Origin of the sequence: Nonomuraea muscovyensis (assembly GCF_014207745.1) — a bacterium.
GTDB lineage: Bacteria > Actinomycetota > Actinomycetes > Streptosporangiales > Streptosporangiaceae > Nonomuraea > Nonomuraea muscovyensis.
The window spans coordinates 966,155-983,709 of record NZ_JACHJB010000002.1 but is presented as its reverse complement, the minus strand read 5'-3'; the positions used below and the strand labels follow the sequence as shown (position 1 = coordinate 983,709).

Annotated in this window: 15 protein-coding genes; 9 read left to right on the top strand and 6 right to left on the bottom strand. The window is 73.5% G+C overall.

Going from position 1 to position 17,555, the window contains the following annotated elements; translation table 11 throughout:
• The first annotated feature begins 67 nt into the window (after positions 1 to 67).
• The gene (locus FHU36_RS21190; protein ID WP_185085670.1) at positions 68 to 1,084 is read left to right on the top strand and encodes a methyltransferase; all 1,017 of its coding nucleotides are present in this window, start codon (positions 68 to 70) and stop codon (positions 1,082 to 1,084) included.
• A 12-nt stretch (positions 1,085 to 1,096) separates the two neighbouring features.
• Entirely contained in the window at positions 1,097 to 2,278 is a 1,182-nt protein-coding gene (locus FHU36_RS21185; protein ID WP_185085669.1) for a cytochrome P450, read from the top strand.
• On the opposite strand, the gene FHU36_RS21180 is transcribed toward FHU36_RS21185, so the two are convergent.
• From FHU36_RS21180 to FHU36_RS21165, 4 genes are read right to left on the bottom strand one after another with little or no spacing between them, the layout of a single operon-like run.
• Positions 2,242 to 4,461 (bottom strand): xanthine dehydrogenase family protein molybdopterin-binding subunit, encoded by a 2,220-nt coding sequence (locus FHU36_RS21180; protein WP_185085668.1) that lies wholly within the window; start codon positions 4,459 to 4,461, stop codon positions 2,242 to 2,244. The genes FHU36_RS21185 and FHU36_RS21180 overlap by 37 nt on opposite strands.
• A complete protein-coding gene (locus tag FHU36_RS21175) occupies positions 4,452 to 5,087 on the bottom strand; it encodes a 4'-phosphopantetheinyl transferase family protein (protein WP_185085667.1) in 636 nt (211 codons plus the stop codon). The genes FHU36_RS21180 and FHU36_RS21175 overlap by 10 nt, the downstream gene beginning before the upstream one ends.
• Positions 5,087 to 6,349: a cytochrome P450 gene (locus tag FHU36_RS21170; RefSeq protein ID WP_185085666.1), complete on the bottom strand. Its 1,263-nt coding sequence runs from the start codon at positions 6,347 to 6,349 to the stop codon at positions 5,087 to 5,089. Before FHU36_RS21170 ends, FHU36_RS21175 begins: the two co-directional genes overlap by 1 nt.
• Complete coding sequence (locus FHU36_RS21165) at positions 6,346 to 7,365, bottom strand: methyltransferase (protein WP_185085665.1); 1,020 nt, start codon at positions 7,363 to 7,365, stop codon at positions 6,346 to 6,348. The genes FHU36_RS21170 and FHU36_RS21165 overlap by 4 nt, the downstream gene beginning before the upstream one ends.
• 107 nt (positions 7,366 to 7,472) lie before the next feature.
• On the opposite strand from FHU36_RS21165, the gene FHU36_RS21160 reads away from it, so the two are divergent.
• Positions 7,473 to 8,822: an LLM class flavin-dependent oxidoreductase gene (locus FHU36_RS21160; RefSeq protein ID WP_185085664.1), complete on the top strand. Its 1,350-nt coding sequence runs from the start codon at positions 7,473 to 7,475 to the stop codon at positions 8,820 to 8,822.
• 50 nt (positions 8,823 to 8,872) lie between these two features.
• Here FHU36_RS21160 and FHU36_RS21155 read toward each other — a convergent pair whose 3' ends face one another.
• Complete coding sequence (locus FHU36_RS21155; RefSeq protein ID WP_221496495.1) at positions 8,873 to 9,994, bottom strand: acyl-CoA dehydrogenase family protein; 1,122 nt, start codon at positions 9,992 to 9,994, stop codon at positions 8,873 to 8,875.
• Positions 9,995 to 10,141: 147 nt separating this feature from the next.
• Between FHU36_RS21155 and FHU36_RS21150 the strand changes: the two genes are divergently transcribed.
• Genes FHU36_RS21150 through FHU36_RS21140 form a run of 3 tightly spaced genes read left to right on the top strand, consistent with a single transcriptional unit; the run spans position 10,142 to position 13,228 of the window.
• Positions 10,142 to 11,854, top strand: a complete 1,713-nt coding sequence (locus FHU36_RS21150; RefSeq protein WP_185085663.1) for an AMP-binding protein — start codon at positions 10,142 to 10,144, stop codon at positions 11,852 to 11,854.
• Complete coding sequence (locus FHU36_RS21145) at positions 11,851 to 12,144, top strand: phosphopantetheine-binding protein (protein ID WP_185085662.1); 294 nt, start codon at positions 11,851 to 11,853, stop codon at positions 12,142 to 12,144. Before FHU36_RS21150 ends, FHU36_RS21145 begins: the two co-directional genes overlap by 4 nt.
• A 1-nt stretch (position 12,145) precedes the next feature.
• Complete coding sequence (locus FHU36_RS21140; RefSeq protein ID WP_185085661.1) at positions 12,146 to 13,228, top strand: class I SAM-dependent methyltransferase; 1,083 nt, start codon at positions 12,146 to 12,148, stop codon at positions 13,226 to 13,228.
• A gap of 47 nt (positions 13,229 to 13,275) precedes the next feature.
• Here FHU36_RS21140 and FHU36_RS21135 read toward each other — a convergent pair whose 3' ends face one another.
• Positions 13,276 to 14,901 (bottom strand): (2,3-dihydroxybenzoyl)adenylate synthase, encoded by a 1,626-nt coding sequence (locus tag FHU36_RS21135; protein ID WP_185085660.1) that lies wholly within the window; start codon positions 14,899 to 14,901, stop codon positions 13,276 to 13,278.
• A gap of 108 nt (positions 14,902 to 15,009) precedes the next feature.
• Between FHU36_RS21135 and FHU36_RS21130 the strand changes: the two genes are divergently transcribed.
• From FHU36_RS21130 to FHU36_RS21120, 3 genes are read left to right on the top strand one after another with little or no spacing between them, the layout of a single operon-like run.
• Entirely contained in the window at positions 15,010 to 15,201 is a 192-nt protein-coding gene (locus tag FHU36_RS21130; protein ID WP_185085659.1) for a ferredoxin, read from the top strand.
• Entirely contained in the window at positions 15,198 to 16,400 is a 1,203-nt protein-coding gene (locus tag FHU36_RS21125; protein ID WP_185085658.1) for an NAD(P)/FAD-dependent oxidoreductase, read from the top strand. Before FHU36_RS21130 ends, FHU36_RS21125 begins: the two co-directional genes overlap by 4 nt.
• Positions 16,385 to 17,554, top strand: coding sequence for a steroid 3-ketoacyl-CoA thiolase (locus FHU36_RS21120; RefSeq protein WP_185085657.1), 1,170 nt, complete (start codon positions 16,385 to 16,387; stop codon positions 17,552 to 17,554). Before FHU36_RS21125 ends, FHU36_RS21120 begins: the two co-directional genes overlap by 16 nt.
• Position 17,555 lies beyond the last annotated feature (1 nt).

The following is a 17,555-nucleotide window of genomic DNA, read 5'->3' as shown; positions in this document are numbered from 1 at the left end:
CTTCTACAGGCAAGATACAAGCCCTATTGTGTGCAGAGAAGCAAGAAACGCGATGGAGGTGCTGGACGTGCTGGATGTAACCGAGGCCCCGCCGGTGGAGGCCATCGCCCATATCACCAGGCTGGGTGACTACATCACCCCCATCGCGCTGCGGGTGGTGTGCGACCTCGGCATCCCCGACCTGCTCGCGGACGAGCCCAGGACAGCCGAGGAACTGGCGGAGCGGACCGGCACGCACGCCGACTCGCTCCACCGGATGCTGCGGGCGCTGTGCGGCCAGGGCCTGTTCGTGGAGGACCGGCAGGCCAGGTTCGCGCTGACCGAGGCGTCGCAGGTGCTGCGCAGCGACCATCCCTACACGGTGCGGCGCATGTTCCAGCTCATCCGCCCCGAGCTGGAGGCGTGGATCCGGTTCGACCACGCCGTGCGCACCGGGGAGGACACCTTCGCCCACGTGCACGGCGAGTCCTACTGGAAGCGGATGGAGCACGACGAGACCTTCCGCGCCCAGTTCGAGGCGGAGATCTGGTGCATGACCGAGCACGAACTGCGCGCGGTCCTGCCCGCCTACCGGTGGGGCGACGTCAAGACGCTCGTCGACCTCGGCGGCGGCACGGGCCAGATGCTCGCCGGCATCCTGCGCGCCAACCCCGGCATGCGTGCCGTGCTCTTCGACCTGCCGCACGTCGCGCCGCACGCCCTGCCGCTGCTCCAGGAGAACGGCGTGGCGGACCGGTGCGAGATCGTCAGCGGCGACTTCTTCGTCTCCGTGCCGGAGGGCGGCGACCTGTACCTGCTCAAGAGGGTCTTCTACGACTTCGACGACCAGCAGGCCGTGCGGATCCTGCGCAACGTGCGCGCGGCCATGCACGAGCACAGCCGCGTGGTGACGCTGGACGGGCTGGCCCGTTCGGACAACAGGTACGACGTCGGCAAACTGCACGACCTGTTCGTGCTCGGCCTCGGGCGGGGCCGGTGCCGCACCAGGCCGGAGATGGTCCGCATGTTCGCCGAGGCCGGGCTCCGCCTGCGCAGGGTCATCCCGACCGGGATCTTCCCGCTGGTCGAGGCCGAGCCGGTCTAGGGGGCCGCCCAGATGACACGGCAGACGCTGCCGCCGAAGTTCGACGCGTTCGACCCCGAGGTGCTCGACGACCCGTACCCCACCTACGCCAGGCTCCGCGAGGCGGGTGCGCTGTGCCGGGGCGGCCCGGCCACCTGGGTCGTCACCCGTCACGCCGAGGTGGCCGGGCTGCTGCGCGACGAGCGGGCGGGGCACACCTTCCCCGAGGGGTTCCGCACGCCGTTCGCCGCCGCGGGCGGCACGGCCGACCGGCTGCTGACCCGCATCGTGTCGAGCCTCGACCCTCCCGATCACACGCGCATCCGCAAGGAGGTCGGCCGGGCGCTCAACCCCACGGTCGTGCGCGGGCTGCGCGACCGCCTGACCGGCCTGGTCGACTCCCTGCTCGCCGGCCGCACGGCGTTCGACGCGGTCGGCGACCTGGCGCTGCCGCTGCAGATCGCCGTCGGCTGCGACCTGATCGGCGTGCCGGAGGGCGACCGCGAGGAGGTCTGGCCCAAGGCGATGGCGCTCGGCCGGGCCTTCATCCCGATGGCGGCCTCGGAGGAGGGCATGGCCGACGATGGGGCGGCCCGGTGGCTGGACCGGTACGTGCGGGAACTCCTGGCGGACAGGCGGCGCCGCCCGGGTGACGACGTGCTGTCCAGGCTCGCCGGACGGCTGCCCGACGACGAGATCGTGGACAACGCGATCTTCCTGCTGTTCGCCGGTTTCGAGACCGCCATGTACCTGGTCACCTCGGGACTGGCGCTGCTCACCCGGTTCCCCGGCCAGCTGGCCAGGCTCAAGGCCGACCGCTCGCTGCTGCCCACCGCCGTGGAGGAGATCGTCCGCTACGACGCGCCGATCCAGTCGATGGCCAGGATGGTGCGCGAGCCCATCTCGCTCGGCGGCCGTACCGTGAAGCCGGGCCGGGCGCTGCTGCTGCTCATCGGCTCGGCCAACCACGACGCGCTGGTCTTCCCCGACCCGGGGACCTTCGACGTCGGCCGCAGGCCCAACCCGCATCTCGCCTTCGGCGGCGGCGCGCACCACTGCCTGGGCGTGGCGCTGGCCCGGCTCGAGGGCCAGGTGGTCCTCGAGCGGCTCCTCACCCGCTTCGCCGAGATCGAGGCCGCCGGCCCACCGGTCCGGCGGCTGCACCCCAACCTGAGGGGCTACGCGTCCGTGCCGCTCACGGTGCGCCCCGCCTGAGCGATCGCCCGCCACACCCGCTCGGGCGTGGCGGGCAGGTCCACGTGGCGGACGCCGAGGTGCGCGAGCGCGTCCACCACGGCGTTCTGCACGGCGGCCGGGGCGCCGACCGCGCCCGACTCGGCGATGCCCTTGGCGCCCAGCTCGTTCACCGGGGTCGGCGTCTCCATCAGGATCGTCTCCAGGCTCGGCAGCTCCGCCGGGCTGACACACAGGTAGTCGGCCAGCGTGCCGGTGAGGGGACGGCCCTGCTCGTCGTAGCGCATGTGCTCGAACAGCGCCTGGGCCACGCCCTGCGCGACGCCGCCGTGCACCTGGCCCTCCGCGAGCACCGGGTCGAGGATCCGGCCCGCGTCGTCCACGGTGACCATGCGCCGCAGCCACACCCGTCCCGTCTCCGTGTCCACCTCGACGACGGCGAGGTAGGCGCCGTAGGGGAACGTGGCCGCCGACGCCTGATAGGAGACCTCGGCGCTGATCGGCGCGCCGTTGACCGCCACCACGTCGCTCCAGGTCAGCCCGCCGAACCCGCCGTCGAACTCGACGCTTTCCACGCCGAGCTCCTTGGCCGCCAGCTCGCGGGCCCGGTCCAGGACCGCCTGCGCCGCCCGGCTGACCGCGACCCCGCCGGTCTGCAGCGAGCGCGACCCGCCCGTCCCGCCGCCCTCGGCCAGCTCGTCGCTGTCGCCCTGCCGCACCTCGACCAGCTCACGTGCGATGCCGAGCCGCTGCCCGGCCAGCGCCGCGTAGGCGGTCACGTGGCCCTGGCCGTGGGCGAACGTGCCGCACGTGACCTCGGCCGTGCCGTCCGCGCGCACCTCCACCCGGGCGTGCTCGGGCCGCGTGTCCGCGTTGGACACCTTGACGAACACCGACAGGCCCACGCCGAGCTGGCGCACCCCGCCGCCGGCGCGTCGTGCCCGCTGCTCCTCGCGGAGCCGCTCGTACCCCGCCGCCTGCAGCACCCGTTCCAGCGCCGCCGGGTAGTCGCCCGCGTCATAGGTGACCCGGGTGAGCGTCCGGTGCGGGAAGGCGTCCGGCGGGATCAGGTTGCGCCGCCGTACCTCCGCCGGGTCCATCCCGATCTCCGCCGCGAACAGGTCGACCGCCCGCTCCAGCGCGCCGGTGGCCTCCGGCTGCCCCGCGCCCCGGTACGCGACCACGGGCGTGGTGTTGGTGACCACACTCGACGCGGTGAACTTGGCGCGCTCGATCCGGTAGACCCCGGTGAGCATGGTGCGCGTGGCGTAGGGCAGGAACGCCCCGATGCGGGGGTAGGCGCCGCAGTCCTGCAGGACGGTCAGCCGGTAGCCCAGGATCCGGCCGTCGCGGGTGCCGCCGATCTCCACGAGCTGGCGCTGCGCCCGTCCGTGGCCGAGGCCGACCATGCTCTCCGTGCGGGTCTCCGCCCAGCGCAGCGGCCGGTCGAGCGCGCGCGCCAGCCACGCCACCAGCACGTCCTCCGGGTACGGCAGGCCCTTGGCCCCGAAGGCGCCGCCGACGTCGGGGGAAAGCACCCGGACCTCGGCGGCGTCGACGCCGAGGGACTTGGCCAGGGCCGCGCGCCACAGGTGCACCCCCTGCGTCGACCCCCAGTAGGTGAGCCGCCCGCCCTCCCACCGGGCCGCCCCCGCGCGCACCTCCAGCGGGCAGGGGGCCAGCCGCTGGTTGTCCATCTCCTGCGCCACCACGACCTCGCACCCGTCGAAGGTGTCGCCGCGCCCGGCCGGCCTGGCGAAGGCGAGCTTGAAGGCGACGTTGGTGCCCGCCTCGGCGTGCAGCAGCACCTCGTCGCCGGCGGCCCGGGCGGGATCCGTGACCACGGGGAGCGGCTCGTAGTTCACCCTCACGGCGGCGGCCGCCCGGCCGGCCTGCGCCCGCGTCTCGGCCACGACCACCGCGACGGGCTCGCCCGCGAACCTGGCCACCTCGGTCAGGATCGGCTGCGCCATCGCCTGGTTGAGCATCGGCGGGTCGGGCGCGAGCGGCGCCAGGTCCACCTCGGCCGCCCGCCGTACGGCGAGCACGCCCGGCATGGCCGCGGCCGCGGCGGCGTCCACGTCCGTGACCCGCGCGTGGGCGTGTGCGGAGCGGACGAACACCACGTGCGCCGCGCCAGGCAGCGGGAGGTCGTCGAGATAGGAGCCACCGGCCGTCAGCAGGCGGTGGTCTTCTAGGCGCATGGTTCCTCCAGGGCGATCGCGGTGAGAACGAGCCCGCCGCGCACGGCGAAGCGGCCCGTGAAACCGGTGACGGGACCGCCGACGCCGATGGTCGCGGTGAAGGCCCCCGCGGCCGGGTCGATGACCAGTGCGGCGTCGGCGAAGCCCAGCCACGTGCGGGCCAGGGGGTGCCAGGCCTTGTAGACGCTCTCCTTGGCGGAGAACAGCACGGTGTCCCAGGGGACGCCCGGCGGCAGGGACGCCAGGTGAGCCCGCTCCCGCGCGTCGGCGACCTTGGCCAGCACGCCGCGCGGCAACGGGCGGCACGGCTCGGCGTCGATGCCCACGGTCCGGAAGCCGCTGCGCGGCGCCACCGCCGCCGCCGTGTAGCCGCGGCAGTGCGTGAGGCTGCCCACCAGCCCGCCGGGCCAGACCGGCGCGCGGTCCGGCCCCGGCGGCAGCGGCCCGGGGACCAGGCCGAGGGCGCGCACCGCCTCGCGGGCGCAGCGGCGGGCGGCGGCGAACTCCCGGCGGCGCTGCTCGCTCACCGGGCCGAGCGCCGCGCGTTCCTCCGGCAGCAGCGGGCCGCCGGCCGGCTCGCCCACGAGGTCGCGGACGCTCACGCCGACCGGCAGCAGGTCAGGCATCAGGCCGGAGTGAGTCGGACGTTCAGCTCGTGCAACCCCCGGAAGTTGCTCTCCCGCCACTTGAGCTCCTCGTCCAGCACCTCGATCTTGCTGAACCTGCTCAGCAACCCCTGGTAGGCGAGCTGCAGCTCCATCCTGGCCAGGTGGATGCCCAGGCAGTGGTGCGGGCCCCAGGCGAAGGACAGCGTCTGGGCCGGCGGTTCCGGCACGGCGAAGCGGCCCAGGTCGAGCCGCTCCGGGTCGTCGAACCTGGCCGGGTCGCGGTTGGCCGCGCCCAGCATGATGAGCAGGTGCTGGCCCGCTTTCAGCTCGGTGCCGTCGGGCCACACGGTGTCGTCGTGGACGTACCTGCCGAGCAGGTGCGGCGGGTTCTCGTAGCGCAGCAGCTCCTCCGTCGCCGACTTGAGCAACTCGGGGTGCTCGCGCAGCCGCCGCTCCTGGTCAGGGTTGGCGGCCAGCGCGGTCACGCCGTTGCCGATGGCATCGGTGGCGGTCTGGAAGCCCGCCCCGAACAGCAGCACGGTGACCGCGGTGATCTCGCTCGCGGCCAGCCTCTCGCCGTTCTCCTCGACGTGGGCCAGCGCGGACATCAGATCGTCGCGCGGCTCGGCCTGGCGCTTGCGCAGCAGGTCGCCGAAGTAGTCCTCCATCTCCTGCAACGCCTCGTCGGAGGCGCGCAGCACGTCCGGAGGGGCCAGCATCTCCAGCGAGGCGGAGGCCCGCCTGGTGAGCGTGCGCAGCATCTCCCAGTCGGTGTCGGGCACGCCCACCAGCCTGCCGATGACGGCGACCGGCAGCCGGAAGGTGAAGGCGTCGACCAGCTCCACCTCGCCGCCGCCCGGCCCGATCCGCTTCTCCAGCCCGTCGAGCAGCTCGTCGACCAGGGCGGCCACGCTGTCCTTGAGCGCGCCGACCCGGCGCGGCGTCAGCGCCTTGGCGACCAGGCCGCGCTGCCGGGCGTGCGGCTCGCCGTCCATGTACATCATCGTGCGCGGCTTGCCCTGGCCCCGGTGATCGCCCAGCCGCGGCCGCTGCTCGCCGTGCGTCATGTGCGGGCTGGTCAGCGCGAAATGGCAGTCGTCGTACGAGGTCAGCATCAGGGCGACGCCCTGGTCGAAGGTGAGCCGGCACCGCGGGGCGAGCTCGCGCAGCCTGCGGTAGTACGGATAGGGGTCGGTCACCGCGTTGGGCGCCTTGAACACGATCTCCATGGCCAGCTTCGTGGGATTGCTGCTCAAAGCCGTGGAGGTAGCTCTGGTCATCCCTGCGTCTCCTCTGTCCTTACCTCAACGATCGGCAGCATCATCGTGTCCACCACGCGTTCGACCCGGAGCCCGGCTCGGGCGCACAGCGCGCCGATCTCGTCGGCGCCGCGCACCCGGCCCCCCGCCATCGCGAACAGCAGCAGGTCGTAGGTCTTGCCCACGTCGAACTCGTTGCCCGGCTTGCGCACCGGCTCCAGGACCAGGAGCCTGCTGCGCGGCTTCATGGCGGCCGCGACCGTGCGCAGCAGCTGCACCGCGCGCTCGTCGTCCCAGCCGTAGAGGATCCGCTTGAGCAGGTACGCGTCGGCGCCCGGCGGCACCTCGTCGAAGAAGCTGCCGCCGACGACCTCGCAGCGGCCGGCGACCTCGGCCGCTGCGAGCACCTCGTGGGCCTGCGCCGCCATGTCCGGCTGGTCGAGCAGCGTGCCGTGCAGGCGCGGGAACTTGGCCAGCAGCCCGGCCAGGAACGCCCCGTTGCCTCCGCCCACGTCCACCACCGTCTCCAGCGACCCCCAGTCGTAGGCCGGCAGCAGGGTGCGCAGCTCCAGCCTGGTGGCCGCCTGCTGGGAGGCGTTGAAGGCGCGCAGCTCGTCGGGGCGCTGCGCCAGGTAGTCCCAGTAGCTCTGCCCGTGCGCCTGATCGAAGGCCGGCTCGCCCGTCCTGACGCTGTGGTCGAAATGGGCCCACGCCTTCACGTCGCCGGGCAGCAGCGGGTACGCCTCACGCAGGGACAGGGGGTGGTCGCTGCGCAGCGGCTCGGCCAGCGGCGTCAGCGCGAAGCGGTCCTCGCTCACCTCGGTGAAGATGCCCCTGCAGGCCAGCGCCCGCATGACGCGCCGCAGCGACGGCGCGTGGGACCCCGTCGACTCGGCGAGCCGGTCGACGGAGAGCGGCCCGTCGACGAGGTGGTCGGCGACGCCCAGGTCGCACACCACCCGTAACGCGAACGGCACGATGTAGTCGGCGAGCTCGGTCAACCGCACGTACGACGCGATGTCGATCCGTGTGCGCATTGCCTCAGCGTATTGACCAGATACAAGAAGAGGCAAGAGGTGTGATATCTCGGGTTTGCGCGCTAGCGTCGAAAGATACGAGATTCTCATCCCGGAGGACGGCCGACATGCACCTCAACGTCTTCACCCAGTGCTCGCCTTCTCCCCAGTTCAAGGGCCTGTGGCGATATCCCGGCGACCGGACGGCCACCGGCTACCGGTCCCTTTCGCACTGGACGGACATCGCCAGGCGGCTGGAGGCGGCCTGCATCGACGCGCTGTTCTTCGCCGACGTGCACGGCGTCTACGACGTCTACCAGGGCTCCTGGCGGCCCGCCGTACGGCACGCCGTGCAGATCCCCTCGATCGACCCGGCGCTGCTGCTGCCGGCGCTGGCCGCGGCGACCGAGAACCTGGGCTTCGCCGTCACCTACTCCACGACCTACCACCAGCCCTACGAGTGCGCCCGGCTGTTCACCTCGCTCGACCACCTCACCGGCGGGCGGGTGGCGTGGAACATCGTCACCTCCTATCTGCGCTCGGCCACCGCCAACGGGCTCGGCGAGTACCTGGACCACGACGTCCGTTACGACCGCGCGGACGAGTACGTCGCCGTGGTCCGAGCGCTGTGGGAACGCAGCTGGGAGGACGGCGCCGTGGTGCTCGACGCCGACGCCGACATGTTCACCGACCCGGACAAGGTCCACCAGATCGACCACAAGGGGGAGTGGTTCGAGGTGCGCGGGCCGCACCAGTGCGAGCCGTCCCCGCAGCGCACGCCCGTCCTCTACCAGGCGGGCGCCTCACCGCGGGGCACCGCGTTCGCGGCCAGGCACGCCGAGGTGGTGTTCCTGACCATGTCGGATCCGGCGGCCGGCGCGCCCCAGGTCTCCGGCCTGCGCGAACAGGTGGCCGCGGCCGGCCGCGACCCGGCCGCCGTGAAGGTGCTGCAGGGCGGCATGGTCATGGTCGGCGCCACCAGAGCCGAGGCCAAGGAGAAGGCGCGGCTCTACAACGAACTGTGGAGCGGCGAGGGCCAGCTGGCCAAGTGGTGCGGGTGGATGGACGTCGACCTGGCCGCCTGCCCGGATGACACGCCGGTGGCCGAGATCGCGGCCGAGGGCAGCAAGTCCTTCGTCGGCTTCCTGCGCCGGCTCGGCCCCGAGCGCACCTGGACCGTCGGCGATGTCCGCTATCTCGTCTCCCGGCCGCGCCGGCCCCGCCGGGAGGCGCCCGTCACCCTGTACGGCACGCCGTCCGAGGTGGCCGACCGCATGGAGGAGTGGCTGGAGGTGGCCGGGGTGGACGGCTTCAACCTCATCCCGTGCCCGCCGTCCGCGGGGGTTGACGACATCTGCGACCTGCTGGTGCCGGAGCTCCAGCGGCGCGGACTGTTCCGCACCTCCTACGCGGCGGAGGAGCGCACGCTGCGCGAACGCTACTTCGGCGCGGGCCGCTCCCGCTGCGAGGTGCCCTGACGGCGCCTACGCCGCGGGGCACGGCCAGGGCGCGGTGGGGGAGCGGACCGCTACGGCAGCGCCGGGTCCACCTCCGCGCCCACGAGCAGCGCGCCGAGGACTCCGTAGTAGTCTCGGCCGTTCACGAAGTGCTGGGTCGAGGTGCGCATGTCGCGCAGCCGGCGCTGCAACGGCGAGCTCTCGTAGACGGCCGACCCGCCGGCGAGGGCGTGCGCCGTGTCGACCACCGAGGCGGTCAGCGAGGCGACCCGTGCCGACGTGGCGCGCAGCCTGGACCGTTCGAGCGGCCCCGGCGTCCCCGCGGCGGCGACCGCCCCGGCCTCCTCGCGCAGCAGCGCCCGCGCGGCGGCGCAGGTCATCTGCGCCTCCCCGAGCCGGTCCTGGAACAGCGGCGACTCGGCCAGCCTGCGCCTGCTGAACGCGGGCCGCTTGCCGTCGGTGGCCAGCTCGATCACCTCGTCGAGCGCCCCCTGGGCCAGCCCGACGTTGACCGCCGAGATGAGCAGCCCGGCCTGTGCCACCCTGAACCGGTTGGCGTCGCCGGACAGGGCGGAGCTGCGCACGTCGGGGCAGCGGACGCCGGACACGCGCACGTCATGGCTCGCCGTGCCGCGGAGCCCCATGACGTGCCAGGTGTCGACGATCTCGAGCTCGCCGGCCGGGAGGACCACCATGCGCGTCACCGGCGCCCCGCCGGGTCCCGTCCGCACGGCGCGGCCGTCCACGACGACGCAGGTCAGGTAGACCCAGGCGGCGTGGGGGCAGCCCGTGACGAACGGCCACTGGCCCGTGACGCGCCAGTGGCCGTCCTCGTCGGCCGCCCTGCCCTTGGGCGCGACGGCCCCGGCGCCGAGTGTGTCGGGGCCCGAGGCGTAGATCTCCTCCCGCGCCGCCTCCGGGAAGGACGAGAAGATCAGCTGGGCGAGCGTGACCTGCCCGACCGTCCAGCCGACGGACCCGTCCGCCCGAGCCAGCTCCTCGATCACGGCCAGCGCGTCGGGCAGGTGCATGGCGGGCCCGCCGTGCTTCGCCGGCACCAGCATCCGCATGGCGCCCGCGCCGGTGAGATCCTTGATCACGTCATCGGGCAGGCGGCGGGCGGACTCGAACTCCGCGGCCCTGGCTTTCAGCGTCGCCGACATGCTCCGGATCCGGCCGAGTGTCTCTGTCACCGTGCCTCCTTGAGACTGTGTAGCGATTCTATGATCTGGTATCTCTCGAAAAGCCAGATCCTCGTCTATGCTTTCCACATCGGCGTCGAGTTGGAGCGCAATGACGATGAAAGCTTCTTGGGTTTGCGGGCCGACGGGTGGCCGTTGATGGGCCCGCGTCCGCTGCTGTCCTGGCTCGAGGACCCGGCGACCGGCAGGGGCATCCGCTTCGCGGCCGCCGACGACGCGTGGGAGTCCTGGTCGTACGCCGACCTCGCCTCGCTCAGCCTCCGCGTCGCCGCCGGGCTGGCGGAGATGGCGGTTCCGCGGGGGTCCGTCGTCAGCATCGTGCAGCAGTCGAGCCCCCGGTTCGTCGCAACCCTCTTCGGCGCCATGGTCGCCGGGTGCGTGCCGTCGCCTGTCGCCCCGCCGCTCACCTTCCAGGACCCGGAGGCGTACGCGGCCCACGTCAGGGGTTTGCTGGGCTCCGCCGCGCCGCACCTGGTCGTGGCCGACGAGGACCTGGTCGAGACGCTCCAGCCGATCGCACGGACGAGCGGCGTGGCGCCGCGCCTGGTCGGCGTCGAGGGCCTGCTCGCGGCGGGCCCGGACGAGCCGCGGGCCCGCGCCCCGCGGGCGGAGCTCGCGCTGCTCCAGTTCACCTCCGGCTCGAGCGGCGCGGCCCGCGGCATCCGCGTGCCGTACGGCTCGCTCGAGGCCAACATCGACGCCATCCGCGGCTGGCTGCGGATGACGCCCGACGATCCCACCGCGTCATGGCTGCCCGTCCACCATGACATGGGCCTGATCGGGTGCCTGCTGACCCCGGTCGTCAACCAGAGCGACATCTGGCTGATGAAACCCGAGCAGTTCATCCACACACCGCTGCGCTACCTGCAGTGTTTCGGCACGCACGGCGCCCGCCTGACCGCCATGCCCAACTTCGGGCTGTCCTACATCGCCCGGCGGGTCAAGCCCGCGCAGGTGGAGGGGCTGGACTTCAGCCATCTGCGCACGGTCATCGTGGGAGCCGAACGGCTCGACCCGGTGGCCTTCGAGGGCTTCCACGGGCTGCTCGGGCCACGCGGGCTCACCCGGCTCGCCGTGTTGCCGGCGTACGGGCTGGCCGAGTCGACGCTCGCGGTCACCGGGCTCGCCCTGGAGGAGGAGTGGACGAGCCTGTCCGTGGAGCCGGGCAGCCTGGCCCTGGGCCGCAAGGTCGCACTGGCGGCACCCGGCGAGGACGCCCAGCAGCTCATCGGCTGCGGCCGACCACTCGGCGGGGCCCACGTGGCCATCCACGATCCCGACGGGGGAGAGTTGCCCGAGGGCGCGGTCGGCGAGATCGTGGTCACCGGGCCCAGCGTCGCCGCCGGATACGTCACGCGCGACGCCCCCGCCGCCCCGGTCGGAGAAGGCGCGGGGGCACCGTCGAGCTTCGCCGGCGGCGCCCTCCACACCGGAGACGCCGGCTTCCTCATGGACGGCCGGCTCTACGTCCTCGGCAGGCTGGGAGACAGCATGAAGGTGCGCGGGCGCGCGATCTTCGCCGAGGACCTGGAGGCCGCGCTCGGCGTGGCCGGGGTCCCCCCGTTGCGGGTCGCCGCGCTCCTCGGGGTGCGCGACGGCACGCCCACCGCCGTCGCCCTCTTCGAGCAGGCCGCCCCCGAATGGCTCGAGACCTGCCGGACCCTGCTCGCGCAGAGAACGCAGGGCGCCCGCGTGGTCGTGGTCAACGCGCCGCGCGGCTCCATCGCGCGTACCTCCAGCGGGAAGCCGAAACGGCGCCTGCTGTGGCGGCGCTTCCTCGACGACATGCTGCCGGGCGACGTGGTCGTCGACAGCGGCGACCAGACGAACACCTTGAGAGGACTGTCATGACCGAATCGACGACCTCCACCATGACCGAGGCCGACGCCCGCGCGTCCGTGCGCGCCGTGGTGCTGGAGCTCGCGCCCAACGGGGACGAGTCGGCCGCTCCCGACGCCCACCTGGTCGACGACCTCGGCTTCCACTCGCTGGCGTTGCTGGAGCTGGCGTTCACGCTGGAGGACGAGTTCGACCTGCCGCCGATCGACGAGGCCACGGCGCGGCAGATCACCACGATCCTGGCCGTGGAGAACCACGTCGTGCGCGAGCTGACGGAGCGCGGCGAGATCGTCGCCGGCTGACATGCCGGCTCCCACGTCCCCCGAGGCGGCCGCGCGGGCGCTGTCCGTGCGGCTCTTCCTCGCCACCCTGGCCACCCAGGAGTCGCTGGCCGCCTACCTCGGCGTCAAGCTCGGACTGTACGACGCGCTGCGGGAACACGGCCAGGCCAGCGCGGACGCGCTCGCCGAGCACACTGGCCTGGACGCCAGATACCTGCGGGAGTGGCTGGAACAGCAGGCCGTGTGCGGGCTGCTCGCTGCCGAGGGCACGGGAGAGCGGCGCGTCTTCCGCCTGCCGCCGGGTCACGAGCGGGTGCTGACCGCGTCCGACGACCCGCTGTCGCTGGTCTCGACGGCGCTGCTGCCGCTCGGCGGGGTGGCGCGCGCCCTGCCCGACCTGCTCGCGGCGTTCGCGTCCGGCGGCGGCGTCCCCGACGACGTCTACGGCGAGGACTGGCGGCAGGGCCACGGCGGCGCCAACAGGGCGGTCTTCACGCGCCAGCTCGTCCCGTGGCTGCGCCGTCACGTGCCCGACGTGCACGCCCGGCTGTCCGCGGCGCCGGCCCGCGTGGTCGACGTGGGCTCGGGCGCGGGATGGGCCAGCCTCGCGCTGGCCACGGCCTATCCCTCGGCGCGCGTCGTCGGCCTGGACGTCGACGCCGAGGCCGTCGCGGAGGCCAACGCCCGCGCCAAGGAGGCAGGGCTCGCGGAGCGGGTGAGTTTCGAGGTCGCCGACGCCTTCGCGGCGCGGGGCCGCGTCTATGACGTGGTATGCCTCTTCGACACCCTCCACGAGGTGCCGCGCCCCGTGGAGGCGCTGGCCGCCTGCCGCGGCATGCGGGCCGAGGGGGGTGCCGTCCTGGTGATGGACGCCAGGGTCGCGGACGCCTTCACCGCGCCGGGTGACGAGATCGAGCGTTTCCAGTACGCGACGAGCCTGCTCCACTGCCTGCCCGCCGGCCGCGCGGCGGAGGACTCCGCGGCCACCGGCACCGTCATGCGGGCCTCGCACGTCGAGGCGATGGCCCGGGCGGCCGGGTTCACCCGGGTACGGAGCTTCGACCTCACGGACCGCTTCCACCGGCTGTACCGCCTCGACGGCTGAGCCGCCGCACGCCCGCGGCGTCCGCTGGAGGCGTCGCGGGGCGGGGGCTAGGCGACGCGCTCCGCAAGTGCGCGGCGGTCCACCTTGCCGACGCCGGTGAGCGGCAGCGCGTCGATCGTCTCCAAGCGGTCGGGCAGCTTGAACTCCGCCAGGCCGCGTTCGCTCAGGAACTCCTTGAGCTCGGCCAGCGAGGGCGCCGCCCGGCCGTCCGCGACGACGAACGCGCACGTCTTCTCGCCCAGCGTGGCGTCCGGTACGGGGACCACGGTGGCGGCCCGGACCGCCGGGTGCGCCGTCAGATGCGACTCGACCTCCTCCGCCGACACCTTCTCGCCGCCCCGGTTGATGACGCTCTTGGCGCGGCCCTCGACGACGAGCCTGCCCGCCTCGTCGAAGCGGGCCAGGTCACCGGTGCGCAGGAAGCCGTCGGCGGTGAAGGCCGTCGCGTTGTGCTCGGGCACGTCGTAGTAGCCGCGCAGGGTGCACGGGCCGCGCGCGATCAGGTGGCCCACCTGCCCGGCCGGCAGTTCCATGTCGGAGTCGTCCACGATCTTCAGCTCGTCCGCCGCGCACAGGGGCGTGCCCTGGGAGGTCGCCGGCACCTCGGGCGGGTCGTCGCGGCGAGTGAAGCACAGCACCCCTTCGGCCATGCCGAACCAGTGGGTGAGGGTCGCCCCCAGCGTGGGACGCACCTGGCGCGCCACCTCGGGATCCAGCCGGGCGCCGCCGACCTCGATGGTCAGACCCGACAGGTCGGCGTCGAACAGCTCGGCCGTCTCCATCCACAGCGGCAGGAACGCGGGCATGAGCGTGGTGAGCGTCGCGCCCTCCCGCCCGGCGAGCGGCAGCGCCTCGTCCGGGGCCGGGCTGGCGGCCATGACGGCCTTCCCTCCGGCCCGCAGGGCCCCCAGCACCCCGGGGCAGCCGAGCGCGGCGTTGTGCCCGACCGGCAGCACCGCGAGGTAGACGCCCCGCTCGTCGAAGCCCATCGCCTCGGCGGTGGCCCGCAGCTGGAAGGCGTAGTCGTCGTGCGTCCGGGGGATCAGCTTCGGCAGGCCGGTCGTGCCGCCGGACAGCAGGAAGAACGCCGGGTCCGCGGGATCGGGCGGCGGGAGCTCGCGTACCTCTCCCGAGACGTCGGCGAGCGCGATGAGGTCGGAATGGGGCGGCAGCGGCTCCTCGGCGGTCCGCGCGGAGCCGGGGGCGACCAGGATGTGCTTGACCGAGGGCACCCGCTCGCGCACCTCCTGCGCGAGTAGCCGGTGGTCGGTGCCCTGCACCACGTCGGGCACGACGAGTGCGACGGCCCCGGCGTACTCGCTGAGGTAGGTGAGCTCGGCCCGGCGGTGGGCGGGCAGCGCGAGGACGGGCAGCGCGCCCAGCCGGAAGAGCGCGACGCAGGTGACCACGAACTCCACCGAGTTCGGCAACTGGACGACGACCCGGTCGTGATGTCCGATGCCGAGGTCGGCGAGCCCTGCTGCCAGCCGGTCGGCCCACCCGTCCAGCTCGGCGTAGCCGTACCGACGGCCGCGGGCGATCACGGCGATCCTGTCGGGATGGGTGCGCGCCCACGGGCGCAGCAGGTCGCCGAGCACCTCGCCCCGCCAGTAGCCCTCGCGGTGGTAGCGGGCGGCCAGGCCCTCGGGCCAGGGTACGAAGCCAGTCAACACGGGCGCGATCCTCCGTTTCAGGACACGAGTCTCGTCAACACATGCCATCGTGGTTATCCTGCTTCTAGCCAAGCCTAAATCCAAGACACAAGATAGCGGGCGGTCTGGATGCGAGTATCCGTCGATTACGACCTGTGCGACAGCCATGGAGAGTGCATGACCGTGGCGCCGGAGGTGTTCGAGGTCCGCGACGACGACATGCTCTACGTGCTGGACGAGCAGCCGTCTTTCGAACTGCACGCCAAGGTCGAGGCGGCCGCGCGGCGGTGCCCCAAGCTGGCGATCACCCTCGAGAGGTGACGGCCGGCCAGCGAGTCGTCGTGGTGGGTGCGTCCCTGGCCGGCGTCAACGCGGTGCACGGCCTGCGCGCCGCGGGGTTCGCCGGACGCGTGAGCGTCGTCGGGGCGGAGCCGCACGTGCCCTACGACCGTCCCCCTCTGTCCAAGCAGTCGCTGCTTGGCACGGAGCCGCGTGCCCTGGACGTTCACGACGACGCCGAATGGTTGCTCGGCAGGCGCGCGATGAGCGTGGATCTCGCCTCCCGGGTCGTCGAGCTGGACGGGGGGGCCGGGCTCGGGTTCGACGGTCTGGTGATCGCCACGGGCGCGGAGGCGGTCCGCCCGCCGTGGCGCGACGTCGTCGCGCTGCGGACGCTGGACGACTGCCGTGCGCTGCGGGCGGCCCTCGACGGGGGAGCCGGGCACGTGGTCGTCGTGGGCGCGGGGTTCGTCGGCGCCGAGGTGGCCGCGTCGTGCCGGGCGCAGGGCGTCGCCGTCACCGTGGCCGACGAGCTCGACCTGCCGCTGGCCAGGAGCTGCGGGCCGCTGGTGGGCGAGGTGCTCGCCGCGCTCCACCGCGAGCACGGCGCGCGCCTGGAACTGGGCGTCAAGGTGGCCGCCGTGCACGAAGGCGGACGGGCCGGCCGGCACGAGGTCGAGCTGGCCGACGGGCGGGTGCTGGCCGCCGACGTGGTGGTCGCGGGGCTCGGCGCTCGCCCGGCCACCGGTTGGCTGTCCGGCTCTGGACTGGCGCTCGACGACGGTGTGCTGTGCGACGAGACCCTCCTCGCCGCGCCGGGCGTGGTGGCGGCCGGTGACGTGTGCCGACGGCCCAGCCGAGCGTTCGGCACGAGCCTGCGTGTGGAGCACTGGACGAACGCGGTGGAGCAGGGCGAGTACGCGGGGCGGCGGCTGCACGCCGCGCTCTCGGGCGGGCCGGCGCCGGAACCCTTCGACGCGGTGCCGTACCTGTGGACGGAGCAGTACGGCCACACCGTGCAGATGTTCGGCTGCCCCGAGCCGGGCGACGAGATCCACGTGGTGCACGGCGACCCGGCCGCGCGCCGGTTCGCGGCCGTGCACGTCCGGGGCGGCGTGGTACGCGCCGTGACCGGCATGGACTGCCCGGCCCGGGTACGCCGGCTGCGCCCGCTGGTGGCCGGAGCCCAACGGTGGACCACCAGCGCGACAGGAACGGAGACGACATGCTGGAACCGGTGATCGTGGCGGCGGCCCGCACCCCGATCGGACGCAGGGGCGGCGCGCTGGCCGGGCTGAAGGCGGTGGAGTTGCTCCGGCACGTGCAGGCCGAGGTCATCCGGCGGGCCGGGATCGACCCCGGCGAGGTGGACCAGGTGATCGGCGGCTGCGTCACGCAGGCCGGCGAGCAGAGCCTGAACGTCACCCGCAACGCCTGGCTCAACTCCGGCATGGACCACGAAGTGGGCGCGACGACCGTCGACACCTCCTGCGGGTCGGCGCAGCAGGCCAACCACCTGGCGGCGGCGCTGATCGCGGTGGGCGCGGCCGACTGCGTGATCGCCTGCGGGGTCGAGTCGATGAGCCGCGTGCCGATCGGCGTCAACCTCTACAACGGGCCGGGCCACTACAAGACGCGCGACTACCCGTGGGACGACCCGCCGCACAGCCAGTTCGGCGGGGCCGAGCGCATCGCGAGCCGGGAGGGCTTCACCCGGGCCGAGCTCGACGCCTACGGGGTGCGCTCGCAGCGCCTGGCTGCCCGGGCGTGGGAGCGCGGCGCCTTCGCCGGGGAGGTCGCCCCGCTCACCGCTCCCGTCCTGGACGAGGAGGGGAAGCCGACGGGGCGGGAACGCCTGGTGGACCGCGACGAGGGGCTGCGCGAGACCACCCCGGAGGGCCTGGCGGGCCTGCGCCCCAACGTCGCGGGCGGCCTGCACACCGCGGGCACCACCTCCCAGGTTTCCGACGGGGCGGCCGCGGTGCTGTGGATGTCGGGTGAGCGGGCCAGGGCGCTGGGGCTGCGGTCCCGGGCCAGGCTGGCGCACCAGGTGGTGACGGGCGCGGACCCGTACTTCCTCCTCGACGGCCCGATCGTGGCGACCCGGAAGATCCTCAAACGGTCGGGCATGAGCCTTTCGGATATCGACCTGTACGAGGTCAACGAGGCGTTCGCCGCGGTCGTCCTGGCCTGGCGGGCGGCGCACGACGCCGACGAGGACCGGCTCAACGTCAACGGCGGCGCCATCTCCCTGGGCCACCCGCTCGGCGCCACCGGCGCGCGGCTGCTGGTGAGCGCACTGCACGAGCTGGAACGGACGGACGGCGAGTTCGCCCTGGTCACCATGTGCTGCGGCGGATCGCTGGGCACCGCGTCGATCCTGCAGCGGCTGTGAG